General features: G+C 65.3%; 22 protein-coding genes. 1 reads left to right on the top strand and 21 read right to left on the bottom strand.

The genetic code is table 11. The features are described 5' to 3' along the window. Nucleotides 1–894 precede the first annotated feature (894 nt). The 7 genes from EBB56_RS09290 to EBB56_RS09260 form a co-directional block, all read right to left on the bottom strand. Nucleotides 895–1,923 carry a phage late control D family protein gene (locus tag EBB56_RS09290; RefSeq protein ID WP_124804063.1) on the bottom strand — a complete coding sequence of 343 codons (1,029 nt, stop codon included), beginning with the start codon at nucleotides 1,921–1,923 and terminating at the stop codon, nucleotides 895–897. Next, the gene (locus tag EBB56_RS09285) at nucleotides 1,920–2,363 is read right to left on the bottom strand and encodes a phage tail protein (RefSeq protein WP_124804061.1); all 444 of its coding nucleotides are present in this window, start codon (nucleotides 2,361–2,363) and stop codon (nucleotides 1,920–1,922) included. Before EBB56_RS09285 ends, EBB56_RS09290 begins: the two co-directional genes overlap by 4 nt. A 23-nt stretch (nucleotides 2,364–2,386) precedes the next feature. Continuing rightward, nucleotides 2,387–5,017 carry a phage tail tape measure protein gene (locus tag EBB56_RS09280; RefSeq protein ID WP_124804059.1) on the bottom strand — a complete coding sequence of 877 codons (2,631 nt, stop codon included), beginning with the start codon at nucleotides 5,015–5,017 and terminating at the stop codon, nucleotides 2,387–2,389. A gap of 12 nt (nucleotides 5,018–5,029) precedes the next feature. Then, nucleotides 5,030–5,149 carry a GpE family phage tail protein gene (locus EBB56_RS09275; RefSeq protein WP_124804057.1) on the bottom strand — a complete coding sequence of 40 codons (120 nt, stop codon included), beginning with the start codon at nucleotides 5,147–5,149 and terminating at the stop codon, nucleotides 5,030–5,032. 26 nt (nucleotides 5,150–5,175) lie between these two features. Beyond that, complete coding sequence (locus EBB56_RS09270) at nucleotides 5,176–5,484, bottom strand: phage tail assembly protein (protein ID WP_124804055.1); 309 nt, start codon at nucleotides 5,482–5,484, stop codon at nucleotides 5,176–5,178. Nucleotides 5,485–5,573: 89 nt separating this feature from the next. Beyond that, complete coding sequence (locus EBB56_RS09265) at nucleotides 5,574–6,083, bottom strand: phage major tail tube protein (protein ID WP_124804053.1); 510 nt, start codon at nucleotides 6,081–6,083, stop codon at nucleotides 5,574–5,576. Nucleotides 6,084–6,123: 40 nt separating this feature from the next. After that, on the bottom strand, nucleotides 6,124–7,299 hold the full coding sequence (locus EBB56_RS09260) for a phage tail sheath protein (protein WP_124804051.1): 1,176 nt from the start codon (nucleotides 7,297–7,299) through the stop codon (nucleotides 6,124–6,126). Nucleotides 7,300–7,463: 164 nt separating this feature from the next. On the opposite strand from EBB56_RS09260, the gene EBB56_RS09255 reads away from it, so the two are divergent. Further along, nucleotides 7,464–8,096 carry a hypothetical protein gene (locus tag EBB56_RS09255; RefSeq protein WP_124804049.1) on the top strand — a complete coding sequence of 211 codons (633 nt, stop codon included), beginning with the start codon at nucleotides 7,464–7,466 and terminating at the stop codon, nucleotides 8,094–8,096. Nucleotides 8,097–8,112: 16 nt separating this feature from the next. On the opposite strand, the gene EBB56_RS09250 is transcribed toward EBB56_RS09255, so the two are convergent. From EBB56_RS09250 to EBB56_RS09180, 14 genes are all read right to left on the bottom strand, one after another. Then, entirely contained in the window at nucleotides 8,113–8,769 is a 657-nt protein-coding gene (locus EBB56_RS09250) for a hypothetical protein (RefSeq protein WP_124804047.1), read from the bottom strand. 9 nt (nucleotides 8,770–8,778) lie between these two features. Next, a complete protein-coding gene (locus EBB56_RS09245; RefSeq protein ID WP_124804045.1) occupies nucleotides 8,779–10,305 on the bottom strand; it encodes a phage tail protein in 1,527 nt (508 codons plus the stop codon). 15 nt (nucleotides 10,306–10,320) lie between these two features. Continuing rightward, the gene (locus tag EBB56_RS09240; RefSeq protein ID WP_124804043.1) at nucleotides 10,321–10,950 is read right to left on the bottom strand and encodes a phage tail protein I; all 630 of its coding nucleotides are present in this window, start codon (nucleotides 10,948–10,950) and stop codon (nucleotides 10,321–10,323) included. Further along, on the bottom strand, nucleotides 10,943–11,854 hold the full coding sequence (locus EBB56_RS09235; protein ID WP_124804041.1) for a baseplate assembly protein: 912 nt from the start codon (nucleotides 11,852–11,854) through the stop codon (nucleotides 10,943–10,945). The genes EBB56_RS09240 and EBB56_RS09235 overlap by 8 nt, the downstream gene beginning before the upstream one ends. Continuing rightward, on the bottom strand, nucleotides 11,851–12,213 hold the full coding sequence (locus EBB56_RS09230; protein WP_124804039.1) for a GPW/gp25 family protein: 363 nt from the start codon (nucleotides 12,211–12,213) through the stop codon (nucleotides 11,851–11,853). The genes EBB56_RS09235 and EBB56_RS09230 overlap by 4 nt, the downstream gene beginning before the upstream one ends. Further along, a complete protein-coding gene (locus tag EBB56_RS09225) occupies nucleotides 12,213–12,764 on the bottom strand; it encodes a phage baseplate assembly protein V (protein ID WP_124804037.1) in 552 nt (183 codons plus the stop codon). The genes EBB56_RS09230 and EBB56_RS09225 overlap by 1 nt, the downstream gene beginning before the upstream one ends. 62 nt (nucleotides 12,765–12,826) lie before the next feature. Further along, a complete protein-coding gene (locus tag EBB56_RS09220) occupies nucleotides 12,827–13,285 on the bottom strand; it encodes a phage virion morphogenesis protein (RefSeq protein WP_124804035.1) in 459 nt (152 codons plus the stop codon). Continuing rightward, nucleotides 13,278–13,766, bottom strand: a complete 489-nt coding sequence (locus EBB56_RS09215) for a phage tail protein (RefSeq protein ID WP_124804033.1) — start codon at nucleotides 13,764–13,766, stop codon at nucleotides 13,278–13,280. Before EBB56_RS09215 ends, EBB56_RS09220 begins: the two co-directional genes overlap by 8 nt. A 120-nt stretch (nucleotides 13,767–13,886) precedes the next feature. After that, nucleotides 13,887–14,258 carry a hypothetical protein gene (locus EBB56_RS09205; RefSeq protein WP_124804029.1) on the bottom strand — a complete coding sequence of 124 codons (372 nt, stop codon included), beginning with the start codon at nucleotides 14,256–14,258 and terminating at the stop codon, nucleotides 13,887–13,889. Then, nucleotides 14,255–15,058 (bottom strand): N-acetylmuramidase family protein, encoded by an 804-nt coding sequence (locus tag EBB56_RS09200; RefSeq protein WP_124804027.1) that lies wholly within the window; start codon nucleotides 15,056–15,058, stop codon nucleotides 14,255–14,257. The genes EBB56_RS09205 and EBB56_RS09200 overlap by 4 nt, the downstream gene beginning before the upstream one ends. Continuing rightward, nucleotides 15,058–15,330, bottom strand: a complete 273-nt coding sequence (locus EBB56_RS09195; protein WP_124804025.1) for a phage holin family protein — start codon at nucleotides 15,328–15,330, stop codon at nucleotides 15,058–15,060. Before EBB56_RS09195 ends, EBB56_RS09200 begins: the two co-directional genes overlap by 1 nt. Further along, nucleotides 15,327–15,671 carry a putative holin gene (locus EBB56_RS09190; RefSeq protein ID WP_124804023.1) on the bottom strand — a complete coding sequence of 115 codons (345 nt, stop codon included), beginning with the start codon at nucleotides 15,669–15,671 and terminating at the stop codon, nucleotides 15,327–15,329. The genes EBB56_RS09195 and EBB56_RS09190 overlap by 4 nt, the downstream gene beginning before the upstream one ends. A gap of 79 nt (nucleotides 15,672–15,750) precedes the next feature. Further along, on the bottom strand, nucleotides 15,751–15,963 hold the full coding sequence (locus tag EBB56_RS09185; protein ID WP_124804021.1) for a tail protein X: 213 nt from the start codon (nucleotides 15,961–15,963) through the stop codon (nucleotides 15,751–15,753). Nucleotides 15,964–16,036: 73 nt separating this feature from the next. After that, on the bottom strand, nucleotides 16,037–16,507 hold the full coding sequence (locus tag EBB56_RS09180; protein WP_124804019.1) for a head completion/stabilization protein: 471 nt from the start codon (nucleotides 16,505–16,507) through the stop codon (nucleotides 16,037–16,039). Between the last annotated feature and the right edge of the window lie 9 nt (nucleotides 16,508–16,516).

Raw genomic sequence — 16,516 nt, 5'->3', positions numbered from 1 at the left:
CGACGGGGTCAACCACCGTCGTTTTCGTTCTGGGGCTCAGGGGCGCCCTGGTCATGCACTTGGGCCTGTGCGGGATGGTGCGACGGGCGAGATGTTCTGCTCTAGGGTGTGGCTCATCTCGCACATCACGTGCCACGGTTCTCGTTCAGCGACGTGGTGGTGGAGTGGCATAGGGTGATAGTGTGACGCCGAGCATACTGCGCTCCGCCGCGGGTGGTCCGCCTGATGTATGCGTCACGGGGATGCCCCGGCCAGAGTTGGCCGGGGCTCTCACTTAGGCTGCTTCGAGACAGTGTGGGCATTCGACTTCACCCGTTCCATCACACTCGTCGCATGAGGCTCGACCGTTGTCGTCGCATTCATCGCAGAAAGGGTTTTCGCCATCGCACTCGCTGCACTCGACGTCGCCTTTTCCGCTGCAGTCTCTACAGTCCACGACCTCTGAGCCACCACAAGTCAGACAGGCATCTTCTTCTATTTCGCCAATTCCGTTACAGGGCTTGCAATCGATGGAGCCATCTCCTGCGCATCGAGAGCAGTGTTCAGGGTCGACCAATCCCTCGCCATCACAGGTCGTGCAGCTTCTGGCCTTTTCGGCTTCCACGTCAGGAGTAAGCCCCAAATCGCCACAAGTAGGGCATTTCACTTCAGAATGGCCCCCATTACATTCTGGGCAGGGCGTTACACCCTCACCGTTGCAGTGCAAACAAGTCTTCATCAGCTTCTACTCCCAAGGTGCAATTGGTTCGCGAGAACGCCCATAGCCTGATCGGCCCAGCCAAGGACATGGCTGATCTTTGTAGCTCGGGGCAACTTGCAAAAAGTTCAAGGGGAGCAGTGCTTCTCGAGCTTGGAGGCCCGCTGTGAAGCAGTCCACGCTACCAGCCGAAAGGGTTACGCTTTCGTTGGAGCGCCACTCACCTCGCAGCGAATCCGCGTCCCGAAGCCGCTATCGCCGAGCGTGTGCTCAACCACCGTGACCAACCAGGGCGTCGCGTCGATCTCCGGCTTGAACCCGTGCACCGCCAGCGGTGACTCGGGCAGCACGTCCGCTCTCCCGTGGGCCAGCGTCAGCTCGAACTCGGCCAGCCCGCGCTGTAGGCGCCGCCATTCGGCCCGGGCGGCGGTCAGCGCATCGGCCCGGCTTGCGTAGGTCGGACGCAGCTGCTTGGCATTGTCATCGCTTCCCGCCATGACGATCTGGCGTTCGGCGCCCTGGGTGTCGTTCCAATAGGCCTTCACGCCGCTGTAGCTGTCGCGATCGGTGATGCTGTAGCGGTGCTGGTCGCCGTCGCTCCGGGTCAGGCTGATCGCCGGCATTGTCAGTCCGCTGGCGGTGAGTGCCTCACCGGCGAGGGTGAACAGCATGCGCCCGGCCTTCACCGCGGCGATGGCGTCAAAGCGCTCACCGAGGCGCGTCAGGAAGTTGAGGTCCGATTCCTCGGTCTGGTCGATGTGCTCAAGGCGAATGCCGCCCAGGGTCTGGCCGATCACCGGATCCAGGTCATGGCGCTTGGCGATGGTCTCGACGATCTCCTCCAGCGTCAGGTCATGCCAGCTGAAGGTTCGCTTGCCGGGCAGTTCGCCACGCATGTCGGCCGAGCGTGCGCGCAGGGTGAGCTGATCGGGTGAGCCACTGTGCTGAACCTCGTCCACCGTGAACAGGCCCTTGTCGATCAGTCCCTCGTCCTTCCATCCGAAGGCCAGGCTCAGCGCGGTGCCACGCCGGGGCAGCGCCAGGGCGCCGTCGTGGTCGGCCAGGGTGATGTCCAGCTGGTCCGCCTCGAGGCCGCGTTGCTCGCGCAGGCGCAGATCGATCAGGCGGCCGTTCAGGCGCGGGGTGATGTCTTCGCCGGCGAGGGTGAGGCGATAGCTCGGGCGCCGGTAGCGGTAGGGCGTGGCGTTGTCGCGGGACGAGCTCATACGAAGGACCCCGCGAATCGGGCGATGACGTAGGTGGTGAGGTTGCCGATCATGTCGGTGCGCTGGTCGTCGACGTGCTCGAGGGTGATGGTGAACTCGATCTTCTGGGCCGCGCCATCGCGGAAGAAGGTGCTCGAGGTCTCGTTGACGCCGGTGATCACCCACAGGCCATACTGCCGGCCGGTCCCCTCGACCAGCGGCCAGGCCTTGCCCTCGTCGGCCATGTCGCGGATCTCGTCTAGGTCGAGCCTGCCGCCGGTGAACTCAGGCAGCAGGGTGCCGGATAGGGTGATGGTGTCGGCCCCGGGTCCCACGAACTGGTAGGCCGGGCGATCGCCGACCCGCGACTGGCTGGCGTGGCGCCACTGAGTCGCGCGTTGCAGTTGCTGGTAGGGCACGGAGCGAGTCTGGAAGACGAACATGCCAAGGGCCATCAGCATCGGGTGTGCTCCTGGTGGTGGAATCAGTCGATATCGCGCAGCGACGAGCGACGGCGCGCGGCTTTCTCGCGGTCGCGTTGCTCGAGGATCCGGTGGACTTCCTGGGCCAGTGTCGTGGCGTCCTGTCCTGGGGCGCCGTGCACGTGGATGGTGATGCTGTCGCCGGCGGCCTGGGCGCTGGATGCCGGGGCGGACAGTGCCGGGCGACGGTCGATGGGGATATCCGCCGCGGCTGGCATTGCCAGGCTGCCGATGGCCAGGCCGGCTCCGGCCCGGGCGACCCGCTGGGCGATGTCGCGCACCCGCTTGGCGGGCTCATCGCGTTGCCGATCGAGGCCCACGTTCAAGCCGTCGACGGTGTGCACGCCCAGCTCGGCGAACACTCGAGAGGGTGAGTTGATCCCGAGCTTGTCCTTGAACCAGCCGACCACCGCATCGGCGGTATTGCCGATGGCGTCCTTGAGCGTCTGCCAGCTGGCATCGATGCCGTTGACCAGGCCCTCGAGGAGGTTGGAGCCGAACCCAGCGAACACCCGCGAGGGCGAGTTGATGCCCAGGGCGTCCTTGAACCAGTTCTTGATGCTCTCGCCCATCCCCATGATGGCGTCGCCGAGGGAACTCAGGCCGCCGGTGATGCCGCCTACCAGGCCGTCGATGATGGCGCCGCCCAGGGTGCTGAACTTGGTCGGTACCTCGACGCCCATCGCCTCGAGGCCGGCGGTGACGCCGCGGTAGATCAGGCCGATCGGTGACCAGTTGGCGAGCAGCCGCATGATCTCGCCGATGCCGCCGGAGAATGCCGCCTTGACGTCGTCCCAGCGCTGGCCGAACCAGGCGCTGATCTTGTCCCAGTTCCGGTAGATCAGGTAGGCACCGGCGGCGAGGGCGGCCGCCGCGGCGACGATGCCCATGATGGTGAGCGATGCCGGGTTGAGGGAAAGCAGGGTGAGGGCGTAGCGCACGGCCGCAATGGGTCCGAGGATGGAACCGAGCACCACCATCAGCGTCCCGCCCACGGCCACCAGCGCCGCGACGGCAGCGGCGGCCTTGGCGAGGGTGCTGGCCAGCTCGGGATTTTCCTCGATCCAGCCGGTCACGGCGTTGCTCACCGCGATGATCTCGTCCTGCGCGTCGCTCAGTACCCCCATGAAGGTGCCCGACAAGGCGCGCTGGATGCGCTTGAGGGCATCGCCGGCGTTGTTGTCCAGGGTCTCGCCCATCTCGCGGGTCGCGCCGACGACTCGGCCCAGCCGGTCCTCGGTGCCGGAAAGTGCCTGCAGGAACTTCGGGATCTGATCGACGGAGAGATCCTCGATCGGTGTGCCGAACAGCGCGATGGCGGTATTGGCCCGCCTGGCGGGATCCTCGATGTCGAGCAGGCTGCGAGCCGTGGTCAGCAGAGCCTGGTGGGCTCGGTCGCCGCCGCTGGCGATGGCGTTGGCCATCTGCTCGGCGTTCAGCCCGATTGCCTCGTAGGCCTCGAGGGTAGAGTCGCTCATGTCCGAGCCGCGGATGGTGAACTCCTTGAGGGCGTCGCCGGTCTTGTCGAGGGCGAACTTGCCCTGGTCGGCAGCAGCCACCAGAAGGTTCATGGCCTGCTGACCGTCGAGCCCCAGGGCCCGGAAGTTGGTCGAGTACTCGTGGAGGATCTCCGGCAGCTCGTCACGCATGCCGACCGAGATTTCCTGGAAGCCTCGCGTGATCAGGTCGAAGGCGGCGGTGGCGTCCTTGGCCAGGCCGTTCTGGACCATGATGCCGGCCGTCTGCGCGGCCTCGGTCACGTCGATACCGAAGGCGTCTGAGAGCGTCAGGGCGCGCTCGGTGATCGCCTGTAGCTGGGCGCTGGATTGGGTCTCCAATGACCCGAAGGCCGCGCCCAGGGCGCCCACGGCATTGGTCACCTCCTCGAGCCCACCGCCGCGACCGGTGCGGTACACGCCGGTGATCACCTCGCGATAACGCTCGGCGGCCTCGATGCCCTCACCGAATTGTGCGGCCAGACGCGCGCCGCCTCGCTGGTTGCTGAGTGCCTGAGCGCTCATGGCGGTCAGCGCAACGCCGCCGGTGGCCGCGCCGGCGGCCCCGGCCCCGGCGATGCGCCCGCCGCGGGCCGTGGCCCGCTGGTAGCGCTTGGCGGCATCGGCCGCCTGGCGTTGGCGGCGAGCCGTCTCGCTGAGCTCGCGCTGCTGAGCGGCGAGCTGATCGTTCGCCTCGCGGATCCGGCGGGTCAGTTCGCGCTGCTGATCGCTGTAGCTGCCGGTGACGCCTTCTACCCGGTGCATGGAGGTGCGCAGCTGCTGCAGCTGCCGTTGTTCGGCCTCGTAGCGCTCCTTCAGCTTGCGGGCCTGGCGGATGGCGGCGTCCCGCTTGCGAGACAGCGCCTGGGTGCTGCCCTCGGCATGTTCCATCTGGCGCGAGAGCTCGCGGATCTCGCGTTGCTGTTCCTCGAGCGCGGTGCTGGTCTGCTGTGATTGCTGCTTGAGCTGGCGAAAGCCCCTGAGGTCCTTCTGGGCACGCTCCAGGGTGCGCAGCTCATCCCGGCTGGCCTTGAGTGCCTGGGCGGTCTGGCCGCTGCCTTCGGTGATTTTCTTGAGCGGGCCGGTGGCCTTGTCGATCGCTCCCAGCAGCACTTCGAGTTTGAGCGGTTTGGCCACCGGCGGCTCCTGTCAGTCGTCGTCGCCTTGGGTGCGGCGACGGGCGCGGTCGCGCCATTGCATCAGTTCGGTTAGGGAGAAGCCGGCGCAGTCCGCCGGCGTCCAGTGGAAGGTGACGGCGAGATCCGCCATCGCCTCCTCGACGTGCTCAGGCAGACTTACGCGGTCTCGCCCTTGGCCCGCTTCGTCAGCAAAAAACCGGCGATGACTCCGCCGATCTGCACTAGGTCAGCGGGGTCCAGGTTCCGCATCTCGGGCTCGGTCAGCGCCGGGCTGGACAGCCGCGGGGTGATCTTCACCAGGGCGTCGACCTGGAGCTGCAGCACGTCGGACAGGGCCACGCCACGCAGCTCGCCTGAGGTCGGCTTGCGCACGATGATCTCGTCGATGGTGGTATCGCCGCGCGCGATCGGCGTGTCGAGGGTGATGGTCTCGCTGATGGCCTGGGCGGTCTGTGCCTTGGTCATGGTGTCTTCCTATGCAATGGGAGAGTGATGGGCGGCGCGCCCGCTGCAGCCGGCGCGCTCATGTGGGTTTGGGGGTTACAGACATGCCCTTACAGGCCAAGCGCCTTGCGGCGCTCGGCATAGCGGTCCTCTCCGTTGACCTTGAATACCAGGCCCGGCACGTCGATCTCGATGACGGTGGCGCCGTCGATCTCGAGCTTGTAGTAGCTGCAGGTGGTGGTGATCTGGTGGGCGGTGTTGTCGCCGGTCTTGGCGTCGCCCATGGCGATCTGCTGGTGGCGGCCGCGCACCACCACGGTGACGGAGGAGGTCTGGCCCACGTCGTCGCGCTCGTAGAAGCCCTCGAAGCGCAACAGATCGGCGTCGAGGCGGTTGGTGCCGAAGTTGTCGAAGATCGCCGGCACCAGGCCGCCGATGGTCCATTCGAAGGTGAGCTTCTCCATGCCCAGGTCGATATCGACCGGGGCATCCATGCCGCCGCCGCGCCATTCCTCCATCTTGCGCGCCAGGGCTGGCAGGGTCAGGGTGTCGACCAGGCCCTGCCAGTTGTCGCCGTTGCCGAACAGGTTCAGGTCTTTGAGTTTCTTGGGCAGTGCCATCGTTGGCGCCTCCTATGGGTTCCCGGTGCAGAACCGGTGGTTAGCCGTTGATCCGTGCGGCGAAGTCGACTAGGTACTGGTCGGTGATCCGCTGCTGGAACATGAGGTTTTCGAGAGGCGGCACGGGGGTGTAGTCGTAGTCGATGTACAACTTGCCGGCCTTGAGGGTGGTTTCGCTGTTGGCCTGCTCGTTGAACCAGGCATTGCCGTCGATGATGTAGCCCAGCGCCTTCCACTCGCGGAACTTGGCGTTGATGCCCTCGATGATGTCCTTCACCAGCGAGGCGTGCATGGGCTTGTCGACGGCCCACAGGTGAGCCTCGGCCATGGTGTCGGCCACTACCTGGGCGGTGCGGGTGTAGTTTTCGAACGGGAAGAGGCCATCGGTGTCGCAGGTGCGCGAGCCCCAGAACCGGAAGCCGCCCTGGTTGATCAGGGTGGTGACGTCGGCGGCGTTGAGCACCCCGGCATCGGTTGCCGGGTTCTGCAGGTCCCAGTAGACCTCCTTCGATAGCCCGCTGACGCCGTTCACCGGTACGTTCGACAGCGTCTTGTGCCAGCCTACGGTCTCGTCCAGCTGGGCGCGCAGGCCGAGGGCCCGGGCCACGGCGGAGAGCTCGACGGTCTCGCCGGCGGTGGTGTCGAAGCCGGTGAACTCGGGCCAGATGACCATGCACTCCCGGGCGCCGAAGTTCTCGCGGTACATCACTACCTCGTCGACGGTGGCGCAGCCGAAGGCGCTGACGTAGGCGAACGCTCGCAGTTGCTGAGCCACGCCGATCAGCTCGGCGGCTACGTCGGCGTCGTCGAGCTCCGGCACGCCGAGGATGCGCGGCTTGATGCCGAACGACTGCTGGGCCGAAAGCAGCGCCTTCATGCCCGTCTTCTTGCCGGTGGTCGCGTCGACCCCGCCGATGACGTTGGCCTTGGTCTCGGCCTCGTCGACGCCCTCAGCGACGCGCACCACCACGATCAGCGGTTGGGCCTGGTCGGCTATGGCATCCAGGGAGCGAGCCAGGGTACCGGTGGTGCCGGCCTTGCCGAGCGCCTCGTAGACATCGGTGACCAGCACCGGGGTGTCCAGGGGGAAGAAGGCGGCGTCGGCATCGTCGGCGGTGGCGACGAGGCCGATCACCGCCGTGCTGACGGTACGGATCGGGCGCGTGCCTTCGTTGATCTCGATGACGCGCACACCATGGTGATAGTCGATTGCCATGTGGGCTCCTGCGCAGGGCTTGGTACGGTTCAGCGGAAACGTGAAATCACGCTGGTATCATGCGGCGCAGGGAGTGCAGGGGTAAGCGGCGGCGGGTGTAAGTGGCGGGATTCACACCGCACAATCTAGAATCGAACAAGGTAAACGAGACTTTGGAGTACTGCATGCCCGATTTTTCTAGTCATTATGGCCTTCTTAATCAGGAGGCGACTAAGTGCCGTTTGGCTCTCGAATCTTTTTTTCATCACCAGGAGAAGTACATAGTAGATGGTGAAAAGGAGGGTAGCCTGGATGGATTTATAGCGGTCGATCGTTATATAGCATGGGCTGCTCATTTGTACGAGATATTGAAGCTGTGCGTCTCGATAGAGAGGAGGCTGGGCGTGAATTTTCCAGAAGATGAGTTGGCTAAAAGAATTGCTAGTGAAAGCAAAGAGAAACCTGGAAAAAATCATCGACAAATAGCCACGAAGCAGATTCTTAATCACATCGAGGAATGCGGTATGAATGCCGTTCGAGATGAAAGCCCGTATTTGGATAGCCAGATTGTTTTTTCTTCTGGTTTCTCGACGTCACTGAAGAAAATACGTGATAAATACTATGCTCATCCGACGAAAGACAGGCTTGGGGAAGATTTTTTTTCCGACTTTGTTCTTAACCATCACTCTACCGCTTTTTGCACCTTTCGTGTTTATGCATTGTATTGGTCTGACCTCAAAAGTTTCGAACCGGGTGCACAGCAAGCATTGATAAAACACCAAAATGTTCTGGCCGACTATAGCCGGCCAAAACGCTGATGGCTTAGCTAAGACGTTACCAGCTTATGCTTTCGAGTTTACCTCGGTCTTCATCAAGTAACGCACCCCCAATTTCGTCCTCGAGGCGCTGGCGTCGCCCAGTGGCGGCGCCGTGCGCCGCGACGAAAGCGTCGGCCTTGGCGAGAATACGCGTCACCAGCTCGCCCTTTCCGATCGGCCGTTCATCGAGCATGGCGTCGAGGTACGGCGTCGCCGGCTCGATGCCGCCGTTTTCTTGCCACTCGCTCCAGGTGCGAGCCTCGCGCTCCTGTTTGTCGAAAGACAACGTTTCGGCGTCGGGGTACTCCACCAGGATCGTCGCCATGGCCTGGGTATAGCCGGCGTTGACTCTCGCTATAGCCTTCATGGCGGCATCGGCTATCGGCTCGGGTGGCGCCTCGCCCAAAGCATCTGTTGGCGGCTCGACGCCCAGCTCGGTGATCTCGTGACGACTGCCATCGGCCAGCCAGTAGACGTGGCCCCGCCAGTCCGGCACGACTTGCCAAGCGCCGTCGATAACCTTCGCCGCCTCATTCTCACCAGTAGCCGGCGGGAACTCGGTCATGGCATTGCCGGGCACCTTGGGCTGGCCACTCATGGGGTCCAACGGACAATCCCGGCCATCAGGATCGATGACGGTCTGGTCGGCTGGGTTAATGTCCCAAATTCGCATCACTAGTCCTCAAATCTTGGTCAGGTAGATAACCGCGTTGTTTCGTGGCCGAGTTTCACTGCCGCCTTCATGATGAATATTAGTGCTAGAGATCGATCCACTTGGGTCTGCCACATTGTTATCGACGGTGGTCATCATGTTTCCGCCGGTTGAGTCAAAACCCGTCTGGTTCAATGCTCTCTCAATGCGGTGACTGTGAGACCTAAATTTATCTCCCTGAGCGCTTGTTAATGCGCGACCGTAGTCAACTCCCCTACCATGATCCCAGCCCCTCTTAAATTCCCCTCTATCATCTGGGAGGTTAAACGTTGTCGACCCATCGCCTACCCCGTGAATCGTCCCAAAGACGCTGAATATTCGCCGATAATCGGCTCGACTGATTGCAGCGCCATCGTTCTCGACATAGCCTTCCGGCAGCGTTTCCGAACGCCATTCAATAACAGTCCCCGGACGTACACCGTGCCACTCCATCCAGATGTGAGGTCGGTTAGCCGAGAGGATGGGATCAACATTCTGCACCGTTCCAGACTGATCCCTGTCGTAGAACTCATAAAAAACACCATCAGAACCTAGGGCAATTTCACCAGTTCTATAAACACGTTCAGAATCATATTCTGAAAACTGATTAGATGATCTAGCATCAGCGATCATGGAAGCTACCATTTCTGTGCTAGCAAATGAGGTCCATTTAGACCATGTATCACCACCATCTGAGGTGCCTCGAGTAGAAATCTCGAAATCGCCAAAGTTTATCTGAAATGTCTGACTGGAATTAGAATGTCCTCTGTTAGCTACTAGCAGCGCACCGTATCTATCTTTATAGTTATCCCCAGAAACACCAGGGCACCCATAAAGACCATTAACTTTTGCATCATTTGCGTTGTTAAAGGTTTTTATTGAATAAGGTGTACCCCCTATGCCGAACTGAGAAAAAGCCTCTAAAACTCGCAGCGGAGTCATGGCCCGAGTGTTATCGCTTCCAGCCTTAGCCTGGGCGCTAGTGGCTCGCTGAATCATTCCTTGAGCGGACTCAGTGGCGGCCGGGTGATTACGACTTTGTTCATGCTTGTCGATCTCACCATCGACGTACTCCCGCGTAGCCAGCACTACCGAGGGATCGACCTTCAGCGTCACCGCCGCGGTGTCCGAGACCTGCATCACGAAGCGGATGGTCTGGGTGCGGCCGCTGCCTTCGCTGAGCACCGGCTTGTAGGTCTCGGGATAGTTGCCGTAGGCGATCAGGTTGCCGTCGTCATCCAGTAGGCCGAGCTCGCGGACCGTCCAGCCGCCTACGTCGGGGGGCAATATCTGCTCGACGACGATCCAGTTGGGGTTCTCGTCGTCCACCTCGATGCGGTTGATCGGCGCCCGGCGCAGCTCGTTGACCAGGGCGGTGCGGTCGCTGTCGGGCGTGGGTAGGCTGCCACCGCCGTCACCGACGGCGAGCTCGCTGATGTTGACCTGGGTACCCAGGGCGATGGCGTTGGCGATCTTCGCCTCGCCGAGGGCCGTGGGCAGGGTGTAGAAGCTGGGCATTGGCTCTCCTGGCTGTCAGGGGGACGGGTAGACGGTGGTGGTGTCGAGTACGTCGAGGCCGGCACCGATGTAGATCGGCCCGGCGCTCTGGGCCTCGGGAGCGGCATAGGGGTAGACGGTGGTGACCTCGCCGTCGTATACCGCGCTGCCGAGGTAGAGGTGGCCACGGCTCTCGCCGAGCAGGTCGAGGCCCGTGATATGGCGAGTGAGCGGCTTGGCGTCGTCGACCAGGCGGGTCAGCTCGGTGTACATGCCATCGGTGATGCCGGTATCGAGCACGCCGATGCGCAGCGCGAAGGTGCCGGGGGTGCCTTCGGGCGTTGTTTCCCACCACTCCTCGACGTCGAGCAGATAGCCGAGGGGCTCGACGACCCGGCGCAACGCCGAGATCGTCCCTTTTCGCTGGTGGACGTAGAACGCGGCGCTGATGACGCCGCGCTTGGTGGCGTCCGACCAGCTGGTGTCCCAGCGGTCCACGCTGAAGGCCCAGGCGAGGTAGGGCAGCAGGTGGACGGGGCAGGTTGCCGGATTCCACAGCTGCCGCAGTGGCACCGGAACCCGCTGGATCTCGGCCAGGGCCTCGGCGGCGGCACGCTCGAGCGGGGTGCCGTTGGGCGGCAGGAGCGGGCGGCGGGCGTTACTCATCGCTGCCCCCGATCGAGACATTGGTACCGGTGCAGTGGGCGGCCTGGGTTTCGTCCAGCACCACGTCAGCCGCGGGGCTCACAAGCTCCACGCGCTGGACGCCCTCAACGTGCAGGGCGGCGTAGACCGCGCTCAGGCGAATATCGCGCCCGAGGCGGCGCTGGGTGGAGACGTAGGCATCCAGGGCGGCCTGGGCGGCGGCGAGGATCGGCTCCTGCTCCGGCCCGGGGTAGAGGTAGAGCACGGCCACGACGCTGTACGCGACGATGCTTGCCGATTGCACCGTGAGGCGGTCGCCGACCGGCCGCACGTCCTCGGCGGAGAGCGCGGCCGTCACGGTGTCGATCAGGTCCTGGTCGGCGGTGCCATCGCCCAGCCGGGACAGCACGGTGACCAGGGCCTCGCAGGGGGCGGGCGAGATCGCCGTGGCATCGGCCACTCGACCATCGGCGCTCAGGGCGTGGAAGACGTAGGCACCACGCGGACCGGCTACCGACAGCCCCTCGAAGGCACGCTGGGCACGCAGGCGGAGATCCTCGTCAGATTCCAGGATCGGCGGTACCGGCGGCACGGCCGAGGGATCTCCGAGGGCGATGGTGAGGCGCTCGACGTTGTAGTTGGCGGCCAGCTGGTCGAGGTCCCCGTCGCGGGCATGGGCGAGCATGACGGCCTTCGCCGCCTCGTTGACCCGCTGACGCCAGTGGAGCTCGCGATAGGCGTTCTCCTCGCAGAGCTTGGTCAGCGGCTCGGATTCGAGCTCGAGAAGGGCGGCGATGGCGTCCTGCTCGTCGGCGGGATAGAGGGCGACGAGGGCGGCCTTGCGCTCAGCGAGGACGGCTTCGAAGTCCAGGACCTCGACGACATCGGGCGCCGGCAGGCGGGAGAGATCGATCGGGCTGCTCATGTCAGGCCTCCGGCGGCGCTGCCCAGGGGCACGCTCAGCTCGATGGGCTCTTCGGTGTCGGTGCGCCGCGCGGTCATCTCAAGCACCAGGGTGCCGGGGCGGTCCGCGGGCGCCAGGCGGGTGATGCGTTGCACGCGGATCCGCGGCTCCCACTTCATCAGCGCGACGACGGTGGCCGAGTAGGTGCGCAGGGCGGTGGCTCCGTGCAGCGGCTGGTCGATCAGTTCGGGCAGCAGCGAGCCATAGTCGCGGCGCATGACCCGCGAGCCGAGCGGCGTGGTCAGGATGTCGCGCACTGACTGTTGAATGTGGGCGATGCCCTCAATGGCACGGCCGCTGCTGGCGTTCATTCCAGGCATCACACGGGCCCCTTGGTGTTGCTGTTACCGGCGACGACGCCCTTGTGGGCGTGGTCGTGGCCGACGTTCTTGCCGTTGTGGGTCAGGCTGCCGCCCTGCTGGTCGTAGGCTCCCTCGCGACTCATGGCGCCCTGGTGGTTGATGTCGCCGACCCAGGCGGTGCCGCCGGGGGCGCTGATCTCGATGGAGCCGGGCAGGTTGATGCGCAGCCGGCTGGCCGCGTGGTCGTACTCGAACAGCGCCTGGTCCGGAAACAGCCGCCGCCACAGGTCGGCGCTATCCGCCGGCGCCGGGTGGGCGTCGGAGAACAGCCCGCTGATCACGAAGCCGGCGGCGGGGTCGCCACCGGGGGAGAACACCACGACTTGCTCGCCCCGGGTGGGCGGGTCCCAGTCGCGGGTGGTACCGGCGCGTGCCTCGATCCAGGGCAGCCAGTTGGTCAGCAGCTCGCCGGACTGGACGCGCACCTGGGCACGGGTATGATCCACCTCGGCGATGGTGCCCAGGCGGATCAGGTTATGGATGAGGCGCAGCAGTTCGACGAGGTTCATGCCCGCTATCGTGCGGGCCGGCGCGGAGTGCGCGAAGCGGTGGCGGGTGTGACTGTGGGGACTTACACCGAGGCGAGGTGCTCGATCAAGGCGTCACGGATCCGCGTCCGATCCGCCTCGGTGAAGCCGAGCAGCTCGCGTTGCGGGTACTCGATGGTGGGGCCGTTGCGGTCGACCCGGTCACGCAGGCCATACTGGTGAGTCTTGGCGATGCGCGCCACATTGCCGAAGAAGCCCACCACCGCGGTGTCGCCCTGGGCAGTGGCCTTGAGCCACTTGGCGGTGGCCAGCTTGCCGAACATCGCCCGGCGGCGGATGCCGCCCTGGCGGGCGCGCCACTTCTGGGGCTGGCGGGGCGCGAATTCGCTACCGTCGGGATTACGCTGGGCCTTGATGCGCTCGCGCTGGCCGCGGCGCAGCTCGCGCGCCAGGGATCGGGCCAGGGCCCGCCGCTCCTTGGCGTCGAGCCGGGCCAATAAGGGCCCGGCCCAGTCGGCCAGCTCCTGCAGGTCGTCAGCCATTTTCAGCCTCCCAGGCGCTGGCCAGGGCCCAGTCGTCCTCGCCGGGCTCGCGGGTATAAAGCTGCCACTGGGCGGCGGGGCAGGTATCGCGCTCGAAGCGCAGGGTGACGTGCTCGGCCTCGATGCGACCGCTGTCGCAGTCCACCCGGGCGATAACCCGCTCGCTGAGGCGTAGGCGCAGGGCGAGGTCGACGGCGTCGTTACTGAGGATCTCGGCCTCGAAGGTGAGCGCCTCCCCAGGATCGACGTCCGGTTGATGCTCGGCGAGCCACTGCAGCAGCGGCAGCATGACGGTATCCAGGTCCTCGGCGAAGTCGGTCAGGACCAGCTGGGCGGCGAAGGCGTACTCGTGGGAGAGGTTGGGGCCGCGGTGGAACTCGATGCTGCCCTCCTCGACGAAGGTGAGCAGGCGGTCGGGATCCCGGGCGAGGGCCGGCACGGCGGCGATCAGGTGCTTGCGCAGCAGGTGCAGCTTCTTCATGGGCGAGCGTCTCGTTGGCGGCGATCCAGGGACTCGATCAGGCCGTTATGGCGCGTGGCGCAGCCGTGGTACTGGCTGGCCCAGCCGCGCAGTGTCAGCGCCACGTCCCGGGCGGTGCCGTCAGTCAGCGGTGGCAGCGTCGTTGGGCAGGGTGTCAGCAACGTCTGCTGAAGCGGGGGCGCGGCCGGCGGCGGCGTCGTTGAGCAGCCGGACAAGGCGAGGCTCAAGGCAAACGCGCCGATAAATGGGCTTCTCGATTTCACGGATGATCCCTCGATCGATGATGCGCTCATTGGCCTCGAGCTCGGCCAGTCTGGCCTCGACGGCACCGGCGATCTCGGACTCGCGAGCCATGGCGGCGGCGATAGCCTGTTCGATGGAGCGCTCGGCGGTGAGGCGCTGGCTGTCCTCGAGCCAGCCCCGGGCCAACCAGCCGCCGGTGGCGGTGGTGGCCAGCACCAGGGCGGCGACGAGTAGGCGGAACCGGGTCATGCGGCGATCTCCAGGTCCCGGGAGTGGCGTCGGTAGGCGGCGGCGAGCCTGGTGTCGTAGTCGTTCTTCGCGAAGGCCGGGCCGTTGTAGCGCCGGGCGAAGTCACGCCAGTCGCGGCGACGCAGGGCGGCATGGAGCCCTCGGTCGGCGGCGATGAAGCGTACGAAGGCGTCGAGCTGGGCGGCCTCGTCGCGCTGCATCGCGATGACGAAGGCTTCGGCACTCTCGTAGCCCAGCGTCTGCCAGTGGAAGCCCATGATCTGAAAGGTACCCCAGGACGCGGACTCCCAGGCGCTGGCCGGATGGATGGCGTGGGCGCGGTCCAGTCGCCGGTGCTCGCGGATCCCGCCGACGTAGCCGCCGGGCTTGTCGTTGACGATGTCGGGCTGACGGCGCTGCCAGGGCACTGGGTCGATGCCGTGGTGGATCAGCCGGCGGCGCATGATGTGGCGCTCGAAGAGGATCACCGGCTCGCCGCTGGGGTGAAAGCCACGCCCCCGCGACTCGATCTCGTTGACGGCCATGATCGCCGCGAGTTCGACACCCAGATACTCGGCGGCCAGCACCAGGTCGATCTGGCACAGGGCGAGGGGATCCGGTTCGCCGCGGTGCAGGGCCTCGCGGGTCTTGGGGCCGGCGAGGCCATCGATGACCAGGTCATGCTGACGCTGGACCGCACGCACCGCGGCTTCGGTCTCGTCGCCATACCAGCCATCGATGGCGAGGCTGTGACCGGCGCGCACCAGGTCGCGTTGCAGGGATTCGACCCGGTAGCCGGTGTCTCCATGGCGTAGCAGCATCACAGCCTCCTGAGCTTGATGACGTGAGCGACGTTGCCCCGGGCGCGCACTACCAGCCAGGCCAGCACCGCCATGACCAGGGCGATGCCCCAGCCGGCGGGATAGCCACTCTGGGTGATGATGCGGATGGCCACGGTGCCGGTGCCGGCGATCAGCAGCCAGGCGGTGCAGGAATAGCCCAGCCGGTAGCGGGCCCCGCGGCGGCGAAAGGTCAGCAGCCGAACGCAGATGAGCAGGGCACAGAGCAGGGTGACGAGGGTGGGGGTGGTCACTTGCGGCCTCCCAGTAGCGACTTGATGTCGAGTGTCTTGACCCCTTCGATGGCGCGCAGTCCCGCGGTCACCGCGGTGGCGCTGGCGATGAATGCCGACACCGCGCTGTGCGGAACCCACTGGCCCAGCACCGGCGGGCCTCCTAGGTAGCCGATCAGCAGGCTGATCAGCAGGTAGATCAGGCGCACGACGATCGGCAGGTCCTTGGCGCTGATCACGAACAGCGTGGCGCCGCAGAAGGCGCCGATGACGGCATTGGCGTCGACGCCCGGCAACCAGCCGACCAGGGCGGCGAGTCCGGTGGCGGTGGCGACGGCGGTGGCGGTGCTGGGCTCTGCCATAGGTTCCTCTGCGTACTTCGCGCGTCTTGTGGCGCTGGTTATCGCGCTGGTTTGGCGTTAGCCGGGCGCGTTTATAGGTTCAGTCCCACAGCTGCACGGTGGGGGAGCGCTGCGGCTGTGGCGTGGCCTCGGGCAGCTGCACCGGCGTGCCCTGGGCCAGGGTCGGGCCGAGGTCGGCAACGCCGGGGTTGAGCTCAAGCACCTGCTCGGTGACACCTGCCGTGCGGCCGAAGACGCGATGGCAGATGGCGTCGAGGGTGTCGTGCTGCTGGGCATAGGCCGTGCGAGGCATCAGACCAATCCTCCGGGAGGGGATTGGAACAGCGCGAAGCGCTGGCCCGACGGGTGAACGACAGGGACGTCGTTCATATCAGCTCGATGGTGCTGTGGGGCCGGCCTTCGATCTCGGCGATCGCCCAGACGGCATCGCGACGGTAGCTGTCCGCCGGGTCCACCAGGCTCTCGGCACGCTCGCGGCCGCTGTTGGTGGTGTCGTAGTCGGCGTAGCGTTCGATCAGGCTGGCGTGGGCCATGGAGTAGACAGCCCGCTGATAGAGTCCCTGGTAGACGCCTGGGGCTTGCCATATGGGGATCGGCACCTCGTCGATGCTGGCGTGGCCGGCGTCGACCTGGCGGGCCTGCCATTCGCGCAGGGTGCGGTTGACGGTGGCGATGGCCGCGAGCAGGGCACCCTCGATCCTTGCCGCGGTAATGGCGCCGTCCAGCCGATGGCGATCGCGGAAGTCGGCGGGCGCGATGTCGGGCCAGAATCCGTTGTTCTGCACCGGCTCCGCGGCGGGGGCGCTGGTGGTAGCGGTCGAAACGAAGCTGTTCATCCGGACTCC

The sequence above is a fragment of the Halomonas sp. YLB-10 genome (assembly GCF_003856855.1).
In the GTDB taxonomy this organism is placed as follows: Bacteria; Pseudomonadota; Gammaproteobacteria; order Pseudomonadales; family Halomonadaceae; genus Halomonas; species Halomonas litopenaei.
This window is presented reverse-complemented; position numbering and strand designations above follow the sequence as displayed.